This is a genomic window from Pseudomonas gorinensis, assembly GCF_042015035.1.
GTDB lineage: Bacteria > Pseudomonadota > Gammaproteobacteria > Pseudomonadales > Pseudomonadaceae > Aquipseudomonas > Aquipseudomonas gorinensis.
This window is the reverse complement of sequence record NZ_CP167125.1, coordinates 233,525-249,691: the sequence shown is the minus strand read 5'-3', so window position 1 is coordinate 249,691 and position 16,167 is coordinate 233,525. Positions and strand designations below refer to the sequence as shown.

Genomic DNA, 16,167 nt, shown 5'->3' with positions numbered 1-16,167 from the left:
CCATTCCCTCCATCTAAAAAACGTTCTGAATTAATTCACCGTGAACACATTGTTTTTCTGTTAATGAAAATTTGCACCTTCCAGAATAGGTCCGGAATACGCATGATCACGATCAGCAAGTAAAATGTACTAACCTGCGAGCAATCGCCATGGGCTGACCTACGCGGGTTATCGATACGTGTGTTGTATTCAAGGAGTACGGTCGCGGCAGGGTTTAAATGAATTCACTACGATTCAAAGTTGAGCGGCTGTGTCATTTCCAAATCCAGGCCGGATACAGAATTTTACGGGTTGCATATATACTGCCCTCGGATGCACGTTCTCTTCGAGCCCTACCTTTAATCGGTAAATGATGTCTGATCTATTATTTTTCCCCGTATCGATGCCGGATGAAATGCTGCACTCTCGTGTCACCCGCTATCACTATCTGTCAGGCAATAGAACCGCGACAGAAACCTACCGCGATTTGTTCGCATCGAAACCCTTTTGCATTGGTGGCATCGTACCCAAGCAGATCGAGAGGCTCGCCCACAGGCTGCCGGGGCAATCGGAGAGCAATCTCGCAGAGCTGATCAGTAGCAACACGACTTTTCCTGCTTACCGACCTTTTCTTGGGGTTAAGCAGGGTCCGGAGAACAACGTAGGACCGCTCGGTTATGACGGGGTGGTACGGGTGCCCCGCAGAGAAGAGTCCACCCATGGCAAGGCTAAGCTTTGTCCTACCTGCGTTCAGGAGGATTTGATTGATCGGGGTTCTGCCTACTGGCATCGATCTCACCAGATACCCGGTGTTGCCGTCTGTTGGCGTCATGGCGACGCATTGATCCATGCCTGCCCCGAGTGCTCTCGCCCGTTCTACCGAAAATTGAAGCTACTTCCCAATCTGACTGAGCCATGCGCGTGCGGCTGGAGCCCCTTAAACAGCGCAGCGACTCACAAGGGCTCAAATCTGGAACAGAAAGTCGCCCTGTTCGCACACGATATCTTGCAACGCAATATTCCTCCGATAGGCAGTACGGTATTAAGTTCGTGCTACGTCCGCCAATGCAAGAAACGCGGATTCATTTTCGGAAAAAATGCGGGTATCGCAAAACTATTCGACAGCATCCAAAGCGCTTACGGCGATGAGCTTTTGTCGCAGATTGATCCAGCCTATAACACCGGGAAGCATGAGCAATGGATCCGGCTCAAATCAGACAAAGGTCAGCTAAATATGCCGCTCGCGCGGCATTTGATCATTGCTCTTCATTTGTTTTCCAGCCTGAATTCAACACATAAGTGCAACGCTCACCCCTGTATGCACTTCGTACGGCGTCTTCCAGCCCAAGCGCTTGCGCGGGCGTAGATTGATCCTCGCTACTGTCCGATTGACGGCTTCGACGGTCAGCTTGCTGAAGTCGCTGCCCTTGGGGAAATACTGGCGGAGCAGACCGTTGGTGTTTTCATTGGTGCCACGTTGCCAGGATGAATAGGGGTCTGCAAAAAAGACCTGGCACTGGCTCCGTAGCGCGATGCGTTCATGCCCGGCAAACTCCCTTCCGTTATCCAGCGTCAGCGTGTGAGCGGCATGGCCCTGAAGCATCAGATTGATCGCCCGCGTTACCTGCCGGCGCGTTCTGCGCTTGACCGGATAGGCGCTCAGATAGCCGCTTTTGCGATCAACCAGGGTCACCAGGTTACCGCCCAGTCCATGTACCGTATCGCCCTCCCAGTCCCCCAGGCGCTCGCGGCTTTCGACCTCGGCTGGGCGTTCACTGATTGACACGCGATTACGCAGCTGCCCGCGCCGATCGTGGCTTCCATAGCGTTTCCGGTAGCGCTTTCGGCGATGTCGCAGATAGGTATAAAGCTCACCACCGGCGCGCTGTTCGGCGGCAATGAACCGATAAATCCACTCATGGCTGACCGCCCGGCTTGGCTGCTCCTGCTTCAACCGCTGGGCGATCTGCTCCGGACTCATGCCATGCTTGAGCCACACCGGGAGATGATGGCTGAGCCATGTCGCCGGCTTGCAAAACTTGCGCGCACCCGCTCGACGAGCATCACTTTCATGGGCCGCAGAAACAGCCTTGTAGATATTCTGGGTGCTGTTGCGGCGAACCTCGCGACTGATCGTCGAGGGATGCACGCCGACCCGCTTTGCAATGCTCGCCTGGCTCTCTGCGGCGCTCAAGCCAGCCTCAATCTGGTAACGTTGTCCCTGAGTCAGCTGCCGGTAATGCGTAGTCATCTGCGCTTGAATCCTTCGGTGTGAGAGCCTGGATTCTACCGGTGGCTGGCTCTCTGCCTCTCGTTTCAAGCGTTGCGCTTATTCTATGAATTCAGGCAGTGCAGATGACTTTGAAGAGGCTCTGAAGAATGAGTCTATCCTGCTGAGTGCCTCTATTTCTCCGCGAGTTCCCAAAGGCGAAGAATCGCATCCTAACCAAAAAACTAGATATCGCCAAAAAATTGAGTTGCTTTTAGCGCTACGTGCCGACGCCGATGTCGAGTACCTCTGGAAGAAAGCGTACAAACCTACGCAATGGATTCTAGAAAATGATAACGCATGGTTAATGGCAAAACTCCGTGCACCTAAAAAAGTTGCAGTTACGGCCGAGAAGTCTGTCGACTCTAGAGACGGCGCGTATGCAGCCCTTATCGAAGCGGGCGTAGATGAGCTATACAAAGTTACGAAAGATCCGAAGAGAGTGAACATTCGGAATTTGCAATCGCTGCTCCCAAGTTCGTTACCTCATGAACTGGATCTGCGCAAGCAGAAGTTTCCCCTTACTTATCAACAGATCAAGATTCATCAAGAGTCAGTATGGCATTTCCGTCTAAGAACTTTGGTGTGGACTGTCTCTGAACTCATCAGGATGAAGCTCCCGGTGAATTACTCGACGGTAAGATTGACCTCAGCGGTAGCAAGCAAGGTTTTCCTGGTTTTTTCCAGTTTCTTCGAGTGGGATCTGGAAAGCTTGGCAAGAACCGGAGTCGACGCGGAGGCCTTGCTCAGATCTACCGGCGTATCGAGGAATTGGGAGGGACCACCGGTTCCAATAAGCTTTTGAGGGCATCTGTATTCCGTCAGCGTCTGCCAACCTCAGGTGATAATAAAAATCCCATCTGGCTCCTAAGCGTAGACGCGGAGCAGGGTCCACCTTTCACATTAGTAACATTCGCGGCAGCTTTCTGAAAGCTTTCACTTGTTACTCTTTAACTCAGAAATAATTGAGCTCTGGAGATAATTATGAAAGCAATGACAGCAATGAAAGGATTTTTTGCCGCTACTATTTTGACCTTATCTGCTTTGGCCATGGCTGAGGGAGGCGGTGACCGCGTTTATGGTCGAATGATGCAAGAGAACCAACAGGCAATGGAACAATACGCCTCAAGAAATGGTAAGACACCTCCTGAAATTGTTCATTATGAATATGGTATGAACCTCGATATCCAGAAGGTCGTCAGTGTCACACAAGCCAATAAAACCTGTGGTATTGCTCCTTCGCGCATGACCTACGAAGACTCTACCGGCAAGCTTAACACCGTGGAATATAAGGTTATGGCCGACAACTGCCCACATGGAAGCTAGACCATGCAAATTATTTAAGCGCAACATAATTTTCCGTTTGTCCGAACAAGCTTACTGCCCGCTGACGTAGAAGTAATTTTCAGGACAGGCTGAAGTTATCCATTTTATGAAATCATCTCTGTCAGTTGAAAGGTTTCTAACGCGCAGTGAAGTATTGCTCAACCACCAGATACATCCCGCCTCCTTGTTTCTCCTTTGGTTTGGGAGGCGGTTTAGGCGCCCTAGTGGCGCCTTTTTTACGTTCAAAATGAGCTATGTCCTCTGCACTGCCATGACCCTGACCATGCAGGAACAAGATTAGAAGATCAGTTTCCGGGGTATTCAGCAATGACGTGGTCTGTGCCTGCTTTGGACAAGCCGATTACCTTATAAGCGTCATGTTTCCCGTCCACTTCCATTCCTGGGGAGCCGGCCGGCATGCCAGGAACGGCGATCCCGAGAAGGTCGTCACGTTTGCTCATCGCAATGATTTGCTCGGCGGGCACGTGACCTTCAACAAACTTTCCATTGATCATTGCTGTGTGGCAGGACGAGAGTCGTGGAGCAACACCGAGATCCTGCTTGACCGCGCTCATGTTGGTTTCTACATGATCAACGACGGTGAAGCCGTTAGCTTCAAGGTGCTGGATCCACTTCTTGCAGCATCCACAGTTAGCGTCACGATGGACGTCGATCGTCAGCGACTCTGCTGCATGACCAGCTGAACTGATAAACAGAGCCGCAAATGCAGCGAGGCGAAGTGCCCGACCGGGACGAAGAAAGTTATTTCGCATGGGTATGTTCCTTCCCATCAGCGTGGGTATGAGTTTTTGGCTGAGTGGCCGGAGTTTCAGGGGCGTCATGTGAAGCCTCCACAACCTGAGGATGGGCGTGTTCGGTACTTTCATCCTGAGAAGGCGCTGCGGCCGCCTCATGGGCATGAGCGCTGTTTCTCTCGCCATGATGGTCGCCTGCTTCGGCTATCTCTTCGGCTGCACTCGCGTCATGATGCCCCGCGACAACGCCTTTTTGGCCCTCATGCTGGCCTTCATGGTTATGCATTTTGCTCTCACCGCCACCGTGTTGATGACCACCGCTGCTGGTTGCTAGAGCTTTGTATTGCTCTGCATCCAATGAAGGCAGTTGCTGGAGAAAAGCGACCATTCCCCATATGTAGGGATCGGCCATGCTTTTACCCCAAGCGGGCATGCCTGTGGATTTGATTCCATGCTTGATGATCCAGAAAGCTGCGGCAGGGTTTCCATCAACGCCCAGTTTTGAAAGATTCGGAGGTGCAGGGTAAAGGCTATTACTTAACTCGGTTCCTGCAATACCCGGAGCCAGATGGCAACCGATGCACATAGAGTTGTAGTTGCCAGCACCTGCGCGGATGAGAGCTTCTTCGCTCAGGTCGGGGACTTTAATGTCGCGTGAGCGCACTTCGATCGAGCGATCCCGAGCGGTGGAAAGTAGCGCGTAAACGGGATCGGAATGTGGTTCATCCGCCCCAACATTGATCACACCAAAATAAACCACGCCGGCACCTGTTATTGCGGCAACCACCCCGGCAGCAGTCAATGTTTTCAATGTTCTTTTCATGTCAGGCCCTCAAAACCACATCCGAATACCGGCGACAAACCGGGCCTCGTTGGCATCCTCTCCTTCATCGCTGGCCAGATCTGCCGTATTGCCGTAGGAGCGGCTCCAGCTAACACCAATGTAAGGGGCAAATTGGCGAACAATCTCATAACGCAATCGGAGCCCTACTTCGGTGTTTGCCAATCCAGACCCAATGCCGCGCTGGGGATCATTTTTTCCGTAAAAATTGGCTTCGGCCGTCGGCTGCAAGATCAGGCGATTGGTCAGCAGAATGTCGTAGTCGCCTTCCAATCGAGCAGCGGTTTGACCGTTCTCACCGATGTAGGCGGTCGCTTCGGCTTCAAAGTTATAGAGGGCCATGCCCTGAATACCGAGCGCTCCCCAAGTTTGTGGTGACCCGGGTTTGAAGTCTTGTCGTACGCCGGTGACGACATCCCACCATGGACCGATGGAGTGCCCCCAAAGTGCTGAGAGTTCAGCGTTTTCCGTTACGCCATTGGTACGTTCGCCTTCCGAGCGCAACCACAGTCGGTCAACGTCACCGCCGATCCATCCTTTTGCATCCCAGGCCAATGCACTACCGTTGTCAGCATCCTGGTACTCAAATTTATCCAGCAGCATGAAGGAATTTAGTTTTTTGTCGTGGACACCATGACCAGCGACATCTGGAAAGGCGGCTGCACGGTCAGCGTCGGTAAGTACGGGGACTGGGGTTCGACTGGTGGTAGTCGCCCCTCCATCCATACTTTCCATTCCGTCCATTTGCCCGTCATCCATACTCATCTTGCTGTGATCCATAGCCCCCATCTTGCTATGGTCCATAGCTCCGATTGAGCCGTGGTCCATCTTGGAGTGATCCATCTCTTCAGCGGCGTGAACCACGACAAAGAAAGCAGGACTGGTAGAGACTGCCAGTGCTATCAACGTTGGGCGTAAAAACTTACTGGTCATGATCTCAATCTGCCTTTTTGGTTTTTTGGTCATGATCCATCGACTCATGGCTCATCTTGCTGTGATCCATTGACCCGTGATCGGGCTTTGACTCGTTTGTCGCAGTTGGAGGCTTGCTCGTTGCTTCCGCAGGAGTAGCAGGTGAATGAACACTACTATCTTCGACTGCCAGCGCCACGGACGAGAGTCCACCCATCAAGCCGACGGCAAAGAGGCAACCGACCAGCGATTTACGATTTAGGTATGTGCTCACAGATCGTCTCCTTTACTCATCAACCCGTACTTCACGGAACATGCCCATTTCCATATGGAAAAGCAGGTGGCAGTGATAGGCCCAGCGACCTAAGGCATCGGCGGTGACTCGATAGCTGCGCTTGGTACCTGGTGGCATGTCGATTGTGTGCTTGCGCACCATGAACTTGCCGTTCTCATCTTCAAGGTCGCTCCACATGCCGTGAAGGTGGATGGGGTGGGTCATCATGGTGTCGTTCACCAGGGTGATACGCAGACGCTCCCCATACTTCAGACGAAGCGGCTCGGCGTCAGAGAATTTGATGCCGTTGAAGGACCACGAAAACTTCTCCATGTGACCGGTCAGATGAAGCTCAATGGTGCGATTGGGCTCGCGACCGTCAGGGTCTTGGAAGGTGCTTTTCAGGTCTGAGTAGGTGAGCACTCGACGACCATTGTTTCGTAACCCGATGCCTGGATCGTTTAGCTTGGGCGTTGGGTTCATGGCTTGCATGTCAACCAACGGGTTGTTGGTTTCGGACGCTGGGTGAGTTTGCATTTCGCCACCCATACCGCCCATCCCTGCCATCTTGCTGTGGTCCATGCCAGCCATGTTGGACATGTCGCCTTTGTCCATTCCCGCCATCTTGCTGTGGTCCATGCCGGCCATGTTGGACATGTCGCCTTTGTCCATTCCCGCCATCTTGCTGTGGTCCATACCGGCCATGTTAGTCATGTCACCGCTGTCCATGCCGGTCATCCCGGTCATGTCACTTTGGTCCATTCCCGCCATTTTGCTGTGGTCCATGCCCGCCATGCCTGACATGTCACCTTGTTTCATATCGCCGCCGCCCATACCAGCCATGCTGCCATGGTCCATGCCCGCCATACCGCCCATACCCATGTCATCCATGGTCAAAAGCGGCCGAGGATCGATCGCAGGTACCTGTGCCTTTAATCCTTCGCGAACTGCCAAGGTTCCACGTGCATAACCGGTTCTATCCATGGACTGGGCGAAGATTGTGTAAGCTTCTTCGCTGGCAGGTTCTACGATCACGTCATACGTTTCTGCCACGGCGATGCGGAATTCATCGACGCTGACTGGTTCGACATGTTGGCCGTCAGCCGCCACAACGGTCATTTTCAAACCAGGGATGCGGACGTCGAAATAGCTCATAGCTGAGCCGTTGATAAAGCGCAGGCGCAGCTTCTCGCCCGGCTTGAAAATACCGGTCCAGTTACCGTTAGGCGCCTGGCCATTCATGAGATAGGTGTAAGTATCCCCACTGACGTCTGCGAGATCAGTGGGGTTCATTTTCATTTCAGCCCACATCTTCCGGTCGGCCACGGCAGCAGACCAACCTTGCTTGCTGACGTCGTCGATAAAGTCGCCCACGGTACGTTTGTGGTGATTGTAGTAGTCCGATTGCTTCTTGAGCTTGGCCATGACGCGACTAGGATCTTCATCGGTCCAGTCAGTCAACATCACCACATAATCGCGGTTGTATTGAAAAGGTTCAGGCTCTTTCGAGTCGATGACGATTGGACCGTAAACGCCTGCCTGCTCCTGCAAACCAGAGTGGCTGTGGTACCAGTACGTACCGTTCTGATGCACCTTGAATTTGTACTCGTACATGCCATCGGGCGCGATGCCATGGAAACTCAAACCCGGTACACCGTCCATATTGGCGGGCAGAATGATCCCGTGCCAATGAATGGAGGTGTCTTGGTCTAGGCGATTTTTCACACGCAGTGTGACCGTCTCGCCTTCGCGCCAGCGCAGCAAAGGTCCGGGCAACGAACCATTGATGGTCATGGCTGTGCGCGGCGAGCCAGTTATGTTTACAGGGGTTTCACCAATAAACAGATCAAATTCGTTACCGGTGAGAACGCTCGGCAGACCAGGACTGGTCACTGCCCATACAGGAGTGCGCCACAGACCCAGGCCGCCGAGAATGCCACCAGCGGCCAGGCCTTTAACGAATGTCCGCCTAGAGGTTTTGGAATGCATGCCGTTTATGTCCGATCAGTCAAAAGGGAAGCCGTGCGAAACAACCAATGAGTTGCTCAAACAGGTGAAGGCACTCTCTCGGGGGGTGTAATGAGCCCGAATGAGCTCGCTCGCCGTCACTAAAAACGAGTTCTTACGGCAAGCGAGCTCAGAAATTGCCACATTTGAACCACCACAGTGATTACATTTCTGTCAGCTTGGGAGCGCAGCAAGCTATTCAGCAATTCTTGTGGTCCGTCGATTTGGCTTGGCTTTCTGCGATGGGAGGTTGGGTGCTTTGCTTTTGGGCTACTTGATACGATTCCATTGAATTATTCCTAGCCGCTTCCATACGTGCGAACGCCCGGTCACCACCGCCTTCAGCCATTGCCAAAGAAGAGACGGTCAGGGCTGCGATGACGAACAAAGTTTTGATGGGGTTCATTTGAATTTCCTCGGATGAGTATTGGTAACCCCCGAATCCACATCAAGTGATGATTCTTAGGGGTGAGCTTAAGGCTCAATAGGACTATAAGACTCATCCCCTGTCAGGAACCTTAGGTGAATATTACAGTTGTGTCAGGTTGCGATATTTCTCTTGAGGAACACGCTATTTAATCCGTAAGGTCTCGATCTTCCAGCGTCACACCGCTATTTACTGAGTATCAGTTTGAGGTGCGTGACTTTGTAAGTTTCCGTTAACTTTCAAGGGGAAGATGTTTTTTTAGTTTCTTTACTGGAACTGCATATCTGAACCTGGATGCACCGCGTCAACACTTAAGTGTTCGATGTTCATGGGAAATAGTAGCGCTACTGAGGGTGATTTAGCGTGAGTATTAATTTTGAGAAAGCGCTTGGCTTCGCAGAAAGAGCGTTAATTTATCGTAGTCAAAGAGCTGAGATCCTGAGTAACAATATCGCAAACGCTGATACGCCGAACTTCAAGGCCCGAGACTTAGATTTTTCTACTGTGCTTGCAAGCCAGACAACAGAAACTCCTGCTACTCCGTTTTATTTGAAAACAACAAATGTAAAACACGTTACCGAAAAAGAATCAGCAGGTGATATTTACGGAGGTGCGTTGCTTTACAGCACACCAGCTCAACCTGCCATTGATCAAAATACTGTCGATCAGCAGGTCGAGGTCGCAAAATACACAGAAAATGGAATACGTTTCGACGCCGCTTTTACTCGGTTGAATGGAGCATTCAAAGGTTTGCTCAAAGCTCTGCGAGGTGATTAGTAGCGCAAGGGCTTGCGAGCGGTAATTGTGGCCGACGCGGCTGCTTCGGTACTCCCTGAGGGTTCACCAAGGGGAGCCCCCTGCATACGGGGCTCTGACTAGGGGCAGGTGTCAGCATTCAAGCGCTGATCTGAGAAGGAAAACCTAACGCCTCGACAGCTTTACGAATCTGCTCTGGGCTTTCGCTGCTTTCAACACTCACCTTACCGGCTGACCGATCCACGGAAACCGTAGCTTCGTTGTCCAGTGACTGAATCGCTTTGGTAATTTTGCTGACGCAACTGCCGCAACCAATGCCTGATACATCTAAGACGAACATGGTTATTCCTCTCGTGCTGAGCGGTCTCTTTTCACCGCACCGACAGCATCAACGTTGACACGATGGCAAGGTCAATAGTTATCTGTTTCGGGTTGTGAGCGTCATTCATGGGTAATTGCACAGTCTGGACCACCCTTTTGCATTTGACCTAACCAGCCATTTGCATCGGATTCGACCAGTACGCTTCTTGGCCATGACCGGCAGAGAACGGCCAAAACCGGACGCTCATCACGAACGTCTGAAGCTTGAAAGCCTGACTGACAGGCCAACACGCACAGCACCTATTAACCCTGCCTTCGCAACCCCTTCTCCAGTTGGTCTCGCCAAAACCCTAGCTCTATAGGGCGGCTTTCCAAACGCCAAGATTAGGAGTAATGTAATACTGACTACATATTAAATAGCTATCTCTACATGAAAAATTGGCTGACTCTGATTCTTGGCTTACCCACCGCTAATGCCACCGAACGCATGCGGGCTTGGCGCGCTTTGAAAGCTTCAGGTGCGGCAGTTTTGCGCGATGGTGCTTACCTGCTGCCTGATACCGGTGTCTGTCGTGAAGCGTTAGCGTCTGTCGAACGCGACATCCTGGCCATCAACGGCACCGCTTACGTCTTGCCCGTCGTCGATTCTCACGGTGAGCGCTTTGTCGAGCTGTTCGACCGTAGCGAGGACTACACCAAGCTACGCACTGAGATCGAAGCATGCCGTGCACAGCTCAATGCTGAGAACGCACTGGCCACCACCAAGCAGATTCGCAAGCTGCGCAAAGCCTACGAACAACTGGTCAACATCGATTACTTTCCAGGTAAGCCGAAGCAGCAAATTAATTTGGCTTTGCAGGAGCTAGAGACAGCGGTTAGCAGGGCCCTGTCTCCGGATGAGCCACACAGCAGCAACCAAACAATAACGACACTCTATGTTGATGATTATCAGGGACGCGTCTGGGCAACACGCAAGCGTCCCTGGGTCGACCGACTGGCGTGTGCCTGGCTCATTCGTCGCTTCATTGACGCGCAAGCTCAGATCCTCTGGCTGAACACGCCACAGGACTGTCCAGTCGGTGCCCTGGGTTTTGATTTCGATGACGCAACCTTCAGCCATGTTGGTAACCGCGTCACCTTCGAAACCCTACAAGCCAGTTTTGAGCTTCAAGAGCCCGGCCTAAACCGTATCGCCGCATTGGTGCACTACCTCGATATCGGAGGTATCCAGCCGGTGGAGGCTGCCGGTATCGAACGGGTGCTGGCAGGGCTACGTGAAACCATTACCCATGACGACCATCTGCTGGCAGCTGCAAGTGCCATCTTCGATGGCCTGCTCGCCGGGTTCGTGAAAGAGGAGCAACCCAATGAGTAAGGTTTTGGCACCAGAGGTTGAAGAGGATATGTCGAGGCCTGAACCGATTAGTCTGCGTGAGGCGTTCTGGTTCTGGCTGAAGCTCGGCTTCATCAGTTTCGGCGGGCCAGCCGGACAGATCTCGATCATGCACCAGGAGCTGGTGGAACGGCGACGCTGGATTTCCGAGCGCAGATTCCTGCATGCCCTCAATTACTGCATGTTGTTGCCTGGGCCTGAAGCTCAGCAGTTAGCAACCTACATTGGCTGGCTAATGCATCGAACCTGGGGCGGAGTTATTGCGGGTGCTTTGTTTGTACTGCCCTCACTTTTCATCCTGATCGCTCTTTCGTGGATGTATATCGCCTTTGGCGATGTCCCCGCGGTGGCCGGACTTTTCTATGGGATCAAACCCGCCGTAACGGCCATCGTGGTGCAGGCGGCACATAGAATCGGCTCTCGGGCATTGAAGAACAATTGGCTGTGGGCAATAGCGGCGGCTTCATTTACCGCGATCTTTGCATTCAATGTTCCGTTCCCGCTGATCGTCTTGGGGGCCGCGTTAATCGGCTATGTCGGAGGTCGCCTGGCTCCCGAGAAGTTCAGAGCTGGGGGGCATAGCGCCGCCAAAAAGTCCTTCGGCCCAGCCTTGATCGATGACGACACTCCGTCCCCGGAACATGCCCGGTTCAGCTGGTTGAAATTGGCATCGCTCGCACTGATCGGCGCCGTGCTATGGGCTTTGCCGATGGGGATTTTGACCGCCCTCTTTGGTTGGGAAGGAACCTTGACCCAGATGAGCTGGTTCTTTACCAAGGCGGCATTACTGACCTTTGGCGGAGCCTACGCAGTGCTCCCATACGTCTACCAAGGCGCGGTCGGTCACTATGGCTGGCTAACCCCGACGCAGATGATCGACGGGCTGGCTCTGGGGGAAACCACGCCAGGGCCGCTGATCATGGTGGTGGCTTTCGTCGGCTTTGTCGGGGCCTATGTCTTGCAAGTATTCGGTGCCGATCAAGTATTTCTGGCGGGAGCTGTGGCCGCCGCCCTAGTGACCTGGTTCACCTTTCTACCATCGTTCCTGTTCATCCTCGCGGGTGGCCCGCTGGTGGAGTCGACCCACAACGAACTCAAGTTCACGGCACCCCTTACCGCCATTACGGCGGCGGTGGTGGGAGTTATCCTCAATCTGGCGTGTTTCTTCGGCTATCACGTACTTTGGCCGAAAGGCTTCAGCGGTAACCTGGACTGGCCCTCCGCGTTGATCGCGATTGCTGCGGCGATTGCCTTGTTCCGCTTCAAGCGAGGCGTCATTCAGGTACTGATGGCCTGCGCGCTCGTCGGGTTGGCTGTGCATTTGCTGCGCTAGAAAGCATGAATTGATTAGCAATCTTTGGCGGGCATTGGGCTCGCCTGACCACCCAGCCTATTGAGCTAGGCAGGAGGTGTTCCATGAGGTGGATTACCCGTGAACGACCCAAGATCGATCGGGTTGCTTGTCCTTGGCTGATCACTCGCTTTATCGATCCACAGGCCGAGTTCTTGTACGTACCCAGCGGTGATGTGCTGCGGATTGCAGCTGAGAAAGATGCGACACCCTACGACATTCCGGGCGTAGAGCTTACCCATGAGGGTGAGTTGTGCAGCTTCGACGCGTTTGTGAAGAAGTACCAGCTCAATGAGCCCGCCTTGCAGCAGCTCGCGAAGATCGTGCGGGGAGCAGATACCTCTCGTCTGGATCTGACGCCACAATCGGCTGGGCTGTACGCCATCTCACTGGGGCTGTCGCAGCGATATTCCGATGATCATGAAATGCTTTCGCATGGACTGATCCTGTACGACGCGCTTTATGCCTGGTGCAAGGAATGCCAAGGTGAATCGCACAACTGGCCTCCTCAAATGTAAAGAGACCAGCTCGCACTGAAGCCCAGCCTAGCGCTGGGCTTTTGCCGTTTAGTGGCAGTGGTAGTCGTTCGTTTTATGGTTGCGATGGCAACCTTTTGAATCAGTACCACCACTATGCGCGAAGGCAGCAGCGGACGAAATCGAAAGTAAAGCGGCGATCAAAAGGGCAGACAGTTTCATCAGGGCTTGCTCCATGCTCATGTTTTTATACTCGTGAGACCTCTCACGCCTTGCAGAGTATGGCCAATTGCCTTCATCGAGCAAGCAACTTCCTCGCTGTTTCCCTGACATTCGATGAAAGGCTGAGTGCCTATTTCTTGAGCTGTCCCCGCCTCTAGTTTAGGATGTTGTGATATCCCCCTAGGGAGGATATAAGAACATCTATAAACGAGAAACTCGTTGCTCTCTTTCTTCGAGAAATGCTCGACAATCTAGTGGTCACACGCCTCTCCATGTGAGATTTCTCATGCTGAAAATCCTAGCCAACCGCACCTACCGTCATCTCTTTCTCGCCCAAGTAATCGCGCTCGTAGGGACTGGACTCGCCACCGTCGCGCTGGGGCTACTGGCATTCGATCTTGCGGGCGCCCAAGCGGGCGCCGTCCTCGGTACAGCCTTGGCGATTAAAATGACGGCCTACATCGGCGTGGCGCCGATTGCCGCCGCTTTTGCAGAACGCCTACCCCGTCGAGCGATGCTGGTCTCGCTGGATTTGATACGTGCCGTGGTTGCACTGGCGTTGCCGTTCGTGACCGAAGTCTGGCAAATCTATGTGCTGATTTTCGTCCTTCAGTCCGCCTCGGCAGCGTTCACTCCGACGTTCCAGGCGACCATTCCAGACATACTGCCGGATGAGGACGATTACACCCGCGCCTTGTCGCTATCACGTCTCGCCTACGATCTTGAAAGTGTCGCCAGCCCAATGCTCGCCGCCGCGTTGCTGACCGTGATCAGCTTCCATAACCTGTTCGCCGGCACCGTCATCGGGTTCCTTGCCTCAGCGGCCTTGGTCGCCACAGTACTCCTGCCAAAGGCGAAACCGACGCCACGACGCAGCATCTACGAACGAACCACTCGTGGCCTGCGCATATTCCTGGCCACTCCTCGCTTGCGGGGGCTGCTGGCTCTCAATCTGACGGTAGCGGCTGCTAGTGCAATGGTCATCGTCAACACCGTAGTGCTGGTGCAGTCGCGCTTCGCTCTGCCTCAGAGTTCTACGGCATTAGCGCTGGCTGCGTTTGGTGGCGGCTCGATGGTCGCTGCCCTGGTCTTGCCTCGATTGTTGAAAAACATCAAAGACCGAACGGCCATGCTGTTTGGCGGAGGCATATTGGTCGCAGGCTTAGCGGTTGGCATCAACCTGACCACCTACAACTTTCTGCTGCCGCTGTGGATGGTGCTTGGGGTGGGCTACTCCTTGGCCCAGACTCCGAGCGGTCGACTGTTGCGTCGCTCTGCACATGCCGAAGATCGCCCGGCGTTGTTTGCCGCCCAATTTGCGCTATCCCATGCCTGCTGGTTGATTACCTACCCATTGGCGGGATGGCTGGGTGCCAACATCAGCCTCACGGCCTCGTTTGTTGGGCTCGTTGTCGTGGCAGGTAGCGCATTGGCGGTCAGCATCGTGATCTGGCGTCCGGCCCATGATCAAGAGAGTATCAGGCACAGCCATGAGAATCTGTCGGATGACCATACTCACCTGGACGGACACAGCGGCACCGATCATGAACATCCATATGTCATTGATGATCAACATCGTCGCTGGCCGAATAGGTAACCGCGTCAACACCTGCTTTAAGGCTGCTCCAGGCAAACTGCATGATTGGCCGCCAAAATCTGAAGAGACCAGCTCGCCCTGAAAGTCAGCCTGGAGCAGGCCGGTTCCTCGAAGCACTGCCGTGGGAGTACTGCGTGCTGCAAAGCAACGGCAGATATGCACTCCATCGCTCAATCCAGAATTCACGGATCGACTTGAACATGCCGGCTGATCGGTATGTTATTATGTAACTATAAAAATCAATGAGTGATGCCGCCTTGCCTCGCCTCTCTTCCCTTTTGCCCGCCGTGACCCTGACTTGGTTGGTGGCCGCCTCGGCCTTCGCCGAACCCCGTGTTCTAACCAGCATCAAACCGCTGCAACTCATTGCTGCGGCCGTGCAGGACGGTGTCGGGACACCTGATGTGTTACTACCAGCCGGTGCTTCACCTCACCATTACACGTTACGTCCTTCGGACTTGCGTCAGGTAAAAGAAGCAGACCTGGTTTACTGGATCGGGCCAGACTTGGAGGGCTTTCTGCCTACCGTACTTGAGGGCCGAAAGGGCAAGAGCGTGGCTGTGCAGGACATGCAGGGGCTGCACCTAAGGCATTTTGGCGAGGAGCATCGACATGACGACGAGCCTGTCGGAGATCAATCTGAGGGGCATGATGCAAAAGAGCAGGCAACAGAATTGCAGGTCGATAATCATGACCAACTTCATCGACCCGGTGCACTGGATGCCCACCTCTGGCTGAGACCTGAGAATGCACGGTTGATCGCCAAACACATGGCTTCGGATCTGGCTCTTGTCGATCCAGGCAATGCCGCTCGCTACCAAGCAAATCTGGATGCCTTCGAGCAACGCTTAAAAACCCTCGATATCAAACTAAAAGCGCGCCTCAAGCCGCTGGAAGGCAAACCGTTCTTCGTCTTCCACCAGGCTTTCGACTACTTTGAGGAGGCCTACGGATTGCAGCACACTGGAGTTTTCGCAATCAACGCCGAGGTCCCGCCTGGTGCACGCCACGTCGCAGAGATGCGAGAGCGCCTCAAGGCTGCTGGACCTACCTGTATATTTAGCGAACCACCCATGCGTCCACGTCTGGCGCAAACCTTGAGCGATGGCCTGCCAGTGCATTTTGCCGAACTAGATGCGCTGGGCTTTGGTCTAAAACCCTTGTCCAACAACTACGAGCAATTGCTGATGAATCTCAGCGATGGTCTTGCTGGGTGTCTTGATCAACTTTGAAATGGAATTATGCATACGATTGAGCCGAA

18 protein-coding genes are annotated in these 16,167 nt (G+C 53.5%); 9 read left to right on the top strand and 9 right to left on the bottom strand.

The annotated features are described in order from the left end of the window. Window positions 1–352: 352 nt before the first annotated feature. A complete protein-coding gene (locus tag AB7933_RS01100; RefSeq protein WP_236645998.1) occupies window positions 353–1,345 on the top strand; it encodes a TniQ family protein in 993 nt (330 codons plus the stop codon). Here the strand turns inward: AB7933_RS01100 and AB7933_RS01095 are convergent. Then, the gene (locus tag AB7933_RS01095) at window positions 1,268–2,230 is read right to left on the bottom strand and encodes an IS30-like element ISPpu17 family transposase (protein ID WP_004577240.1); all 963 of its coding nucleotides are present in this window, start codon (window positions 2,228–2,230) and stop codon (window positions 1,268–1,270) included. The two genes, AB7933_RS01100 and AB7933_RS01095, sit on opposite strands and share 78 nt — an antisense overlap. A gap of 85 nt (window positions 2,231–2,315) precedes the next feature. Between AB7933_RS01095 and AB7933_RS01090 the strand changes: the two genes are divergently transcribed. Beyond that, window positions 2,316–3,053 carry a hypothetical protein gene (locus tag AB7933_RS01090; RefSeq protein ID WP_024078246.1) on the top strand — a complete coding sequence of 246 codons (738 nt, stop codon included), beginning with the start codon at window positions 2,316–2,318 and terminating at the stop codon, window positions 3,051–3,053. Between the two features lie 188 nt (window positions 3,054–3,241). Further along, on the top strand, window positions 3,242–3,574 hold the full coding sequence (locus AB7933_RS01085; protein ID WP_032874284.1) for a DUF2790 domain-containing protein: 333 nt from the start codon (window positions 3,242–3,244) through the stop codon (window positions 3,572–3,574). 305 nt (window positions 3,575–3,879) lie between these two features. On the opposite strand, the gene AB7933_RS01080 is transcribed toward AB7933_RS01085, so the two are convergent. From AB7933_RS01080 to AB7933_RS01055, 6 genes are all read right to left on the bottom strand, one after another. Further along, the gene (locus AB7933_RS01080; protein WP_024078245.1) at window positions 3,880–4,347 is read right to left on the bottom strand and encodes a DUF411 domain-containing protein; all 468 of its coding nucleotides are present in this window, start codon (window positions 4,345–4,347) and stop codon (window positions 3,880–3,882) included. Beyond that, a complete protein-coding gene (locus AB7933_RS01075; RefSeq protein WP_024078244.1) occupies window positions 4,337–5,152 on the bottom strand; it encodes a c-type cytochrome in 816 nt (271 codons plus the stop codon). Before AB7933_RS01075 ends, AB7933_RS01080 begins: the two co-directional genes overlap by 11 nt. 9 nt (window positions 5,153–5,161) lie before the next feature. Further along, the gene (locus AB7933_RS01070) at window positions 5,162–6,136 is read right to left on the bottom strand and encodes a copper resistance protein B (protein ID WP_019821351.1); all 975 of its coding nucleotides are present in this window, start codon (window positions 6,134–6,136) and stop codon (window positions 5,162–5,164) included. Then, the gene (locus AB7933_RS01065; RefSeq protein WP_154502361.1) at window positions 6,108–6,356 is read right to left on the bottom strand and encodes a hypothetical protein; all 249 of its coding nucleotides are present in this window, start codon (window positions 6,354–6,356) and stop codon (window positions 6,108–6,110) included. Before AB7933_RS01065 ends, AB7933_RS01070 begins: the two co-directional genes overlap by 29 nt. A gap of 12 nt (window positions 6,357–6,368) precedes the next feature. After that, window positions 6,369–8,345, bottom strand: a complete 1,977-nt coding sequence (locus AB7933_RS01060; RefSeq protein WP_024078243.1) for a copper resistance system multicopper oxidase — start codon at window positions 8,343–8,345, stop codon at window positions 6,369–6,371. A gap of 217 nt (window positions 8,346–8,562) precedes the next feature. Beyond that, entirely contained in the window at window positions 8,563–8,769 is a 207-nt protein-coding gene (locus AB7933_RS01055; RefSeq protein ID WP_019821356.1) for a co-regulatory protein PtrA N-terminal domain-containing protein, read from the bottom strand. 384 nt (window positions 8,770–9,153) lie between these two features. On the opposite strand from AB7933_RS01055, the gene flgB reads away from it, so the two are divergent. Further along, window positions 9,154–9,567 carry a flagellar basal body rod protein FlgB gene (flgB, locus tag AB7933_RS01050; RefSeq protein ID WP_019821357.1) on the top strand — a complete coding sequence of 138 codons (414 nt, stop codon included), beginning with the start codon at window positions 9,154–9,156 and terminating at the stop codon, window positions 9,565–9,567. A gap of 118 nt (window positions 9,568–9,685) precedes the next feature. Here the strand turns inward: flgB and AB7933_RS01045 are convergent, their stop codons facing one another. Then, window positions 9,686–9,886 (bottom strand): heavy-metal-associated domain-containing protein, encoded by a 201-nt coding sequence (locus tag AB7933_RS01045; protein ID WP_019821359.1) that lies wholly within the window; start codon window positions 9,884–9,886, stop codon window positions 9,686–9,688. Between the two features lie 411 nt (window positions 9,887–10,297). On the opposite strand from AB7933_RS01045, the gene AB7933_RS01040 reads away from it, so the two are divergent. The 3 genes from AB7933_RS01040 (at window position 10,298) to AB7933_RS01030 (ending at window position 13,129) form a co-directional block, all read left to right on the top strand. After that, window positions 10,298–11,242 (top strand): chromate resistance protein ChrB domain-containing protein, encoded by a 945-nt coding sequence (locus AB7933_RS01040; RefSeq protein WP_024078242.1) that lies wholly within the window; start codon window positions 10,298–10,300, stop codon window positions 11,240–11,242. Continuing rightward, a complete protein-coding gene (gene chrA / locus AB7933_RS01035; RefSeq protein ID WP_019821362.1) occupies window positions 11,235–12,593 on the top strand; it encodes a chromate efflux transporter in 1,359 nt (452 codons plus the stop codon). The genes AB7933_RS01040 and chrA overlap by 8 nt, the downstream gene beginning before the upstream one ends. A gap of 83 nt (window positions 12,594–12,676) precedes the next feature. After that, complete coding sequence (locus AB7933_RS01030) at window positions 12,677–13,129, top strand: chromate resistance protein ChrB domain-containing protein (protein ID WP_019821364.1); 453 nt, start codon at window positions 12,677–12,679, stop codon at window positions 13,127–13,129. Window positions 13,130–13,177: 48 nt separating this feature from the next. On the opposite strand, the gene AB7933_RS01025 is transcribed toward AB7933_RS01030, so the two are convergent. Next, on the bottom strand, window positions 13,178–13,309 hold the full coding sequence (locus tag AB7933_RS01025) for a YHYH domain-containing protein (protein WP_094030665.1): 132 nt from the start codon (window positions 13,307–13,309) through the stop codon (window positions 13,178–13,180). Between the two features lie 286 nt (window positions 13,310–13,595). Between AB7933_RS01025 and AB7933_RS01020 the strand changes: the two genes are divergently transcribed. Then, window positions 13,596–14,906 (top strand): MFS transporter, encoded by a 1,311-nt coding sequence (locus AB7933_RS01020; RefSeq protein ID WP_019821365.1) that lies wholly within the window; start codon window positions 13,596–13,598, stop codon window positions 14,904–14,906. Between the two features lie 242 nt (window positions 14,907–15,148). Further along, window positions 15,149–16,138 carry a zinc ABC transporter substrate-binding protein ZnuA gene (gene znuA, locus AB7933_RS01015; protein ID WP_019821367.1) on the top strand — a complete coding sequence of 330 codons (990 nt, stop codon included), beginning with the start codon at window positions 15,149–15,151 and terminating at the stop codon, window positions 16,136–16,138. Window positions 16,139–16,167: the final 29 nt, after the last annotated feature.

Bases quoted from the DNA above. Each gene is read 5' to 3' on its own strand.
- AB7933_RS01100 (WP_236645998.1), top strand. From the start codon at position 353: ATGTCTGATCTATTATTTTTCCCCGTATCGATGCCGGATGAAATGCTG.
- AB7933_RS01095 (WP_004577240.1), bottom strand. From the start codon at position 2,230: ATGACTACGCATTACCGGCAGCTGACTCAGGGACAACGTTACCAGATT.
- AB7933_RS01090 (WP_024078246.1), top strand. From the start codon at position 2,316: ATGAATTCAGGCAGTGCAGATGACTTTGAAGAGGCTCTGAAGAATGAG.
- AB7933_RS01085 (WP_032874284.1), top strand. From the start codon at position 3,242: ATGACAGCAATGAAAGGATTTTTTGCCGCTACTATTTTGACCTTATCT.
- AB7933_RS01080 (WP_024078245.1), bottom strand. From the start codon at position 4,347: ATGCGAAATAACTTTCTTCGTCCCGGTCGGGCACTTCGCCTCGCTGCA.
- AB7933_RS01075 (WP_024078244.1), bottom strand. From the start codon at position 5,152: ATGAAAAGAACATTGAAAACATTGACTGCTGCCGGGGTGGTTGCCGCA.
- AB7933_RS01070 (WP_019821351.1), bottom strand. From the start codon at position 6,136: ATGACCAAAAAACCAAAAAGGCAGATTGAGATCATGACCAGTAAGTTT.
- AB7933_RS01060 (WP_024078243.1), bottom strand. From the start codon at position 8,345: ATGCATTCCAAAACCTCTAGGCGGACATTCGTTAAAGGCCTGGCCGCT.
- AB7933_RS01055 (WP_019821356.1), bottom strand. From the start codon at position 8,769: ATGAACCCCATCAAAACTTTGTTCGTCATCGCAGCCCTGACCGTCTCT.
- AB7933_RS01045 (WP_019821359.1), bottom strand. From the start codon at position 9,886: ATGTTCGTCTTAGATGTATCAGGCATTGGTTGCGGCAGTTGCGTCAGC.
- AB7933_RS01040 (WP_024078242.1), top strand. From the start codon at position 10,298: ATGAAAAATTGGCTGACTCTGATTCTTGGCTTACCCACCGCTAATGCC.
- chrA (WP_019821362.1), top strand. From the start codon at position 11,235: ATGAGTAAGGTTTTGGCACCAGAGGTTGAAGAGGATATGTCGAGGCCT.
- AB7933_RS01030 (WP_019821364.1), top strand. From the start codon at position 12,677: ATGAGGTGGATTACCCGTGAACGACCCAAGATCGATCGGGTTGCTTGT.
- AB7933_RS01025 (WP_094030665.1), bottom strand. From the start codon at position 13,309: ATGAAACTGTCTGCCCTTTTGATCGCCGCTTTACTTTCGATTTCGTCC.
- AB7933_RS01020 (WP_019821365.1), top strand. From the start codon at position 13,596: ATGCTGAAAATCCTAGCCAACCGCACCTACCGTCATCTCTTTCTCGCC.
- znuA (WP_019821367.1), top strand. From the start codon at position 15,149: ATGAGTGATGCCGCCTTGCCTCGCCTCTCTTCCCTTTTGCCCGCCGTG.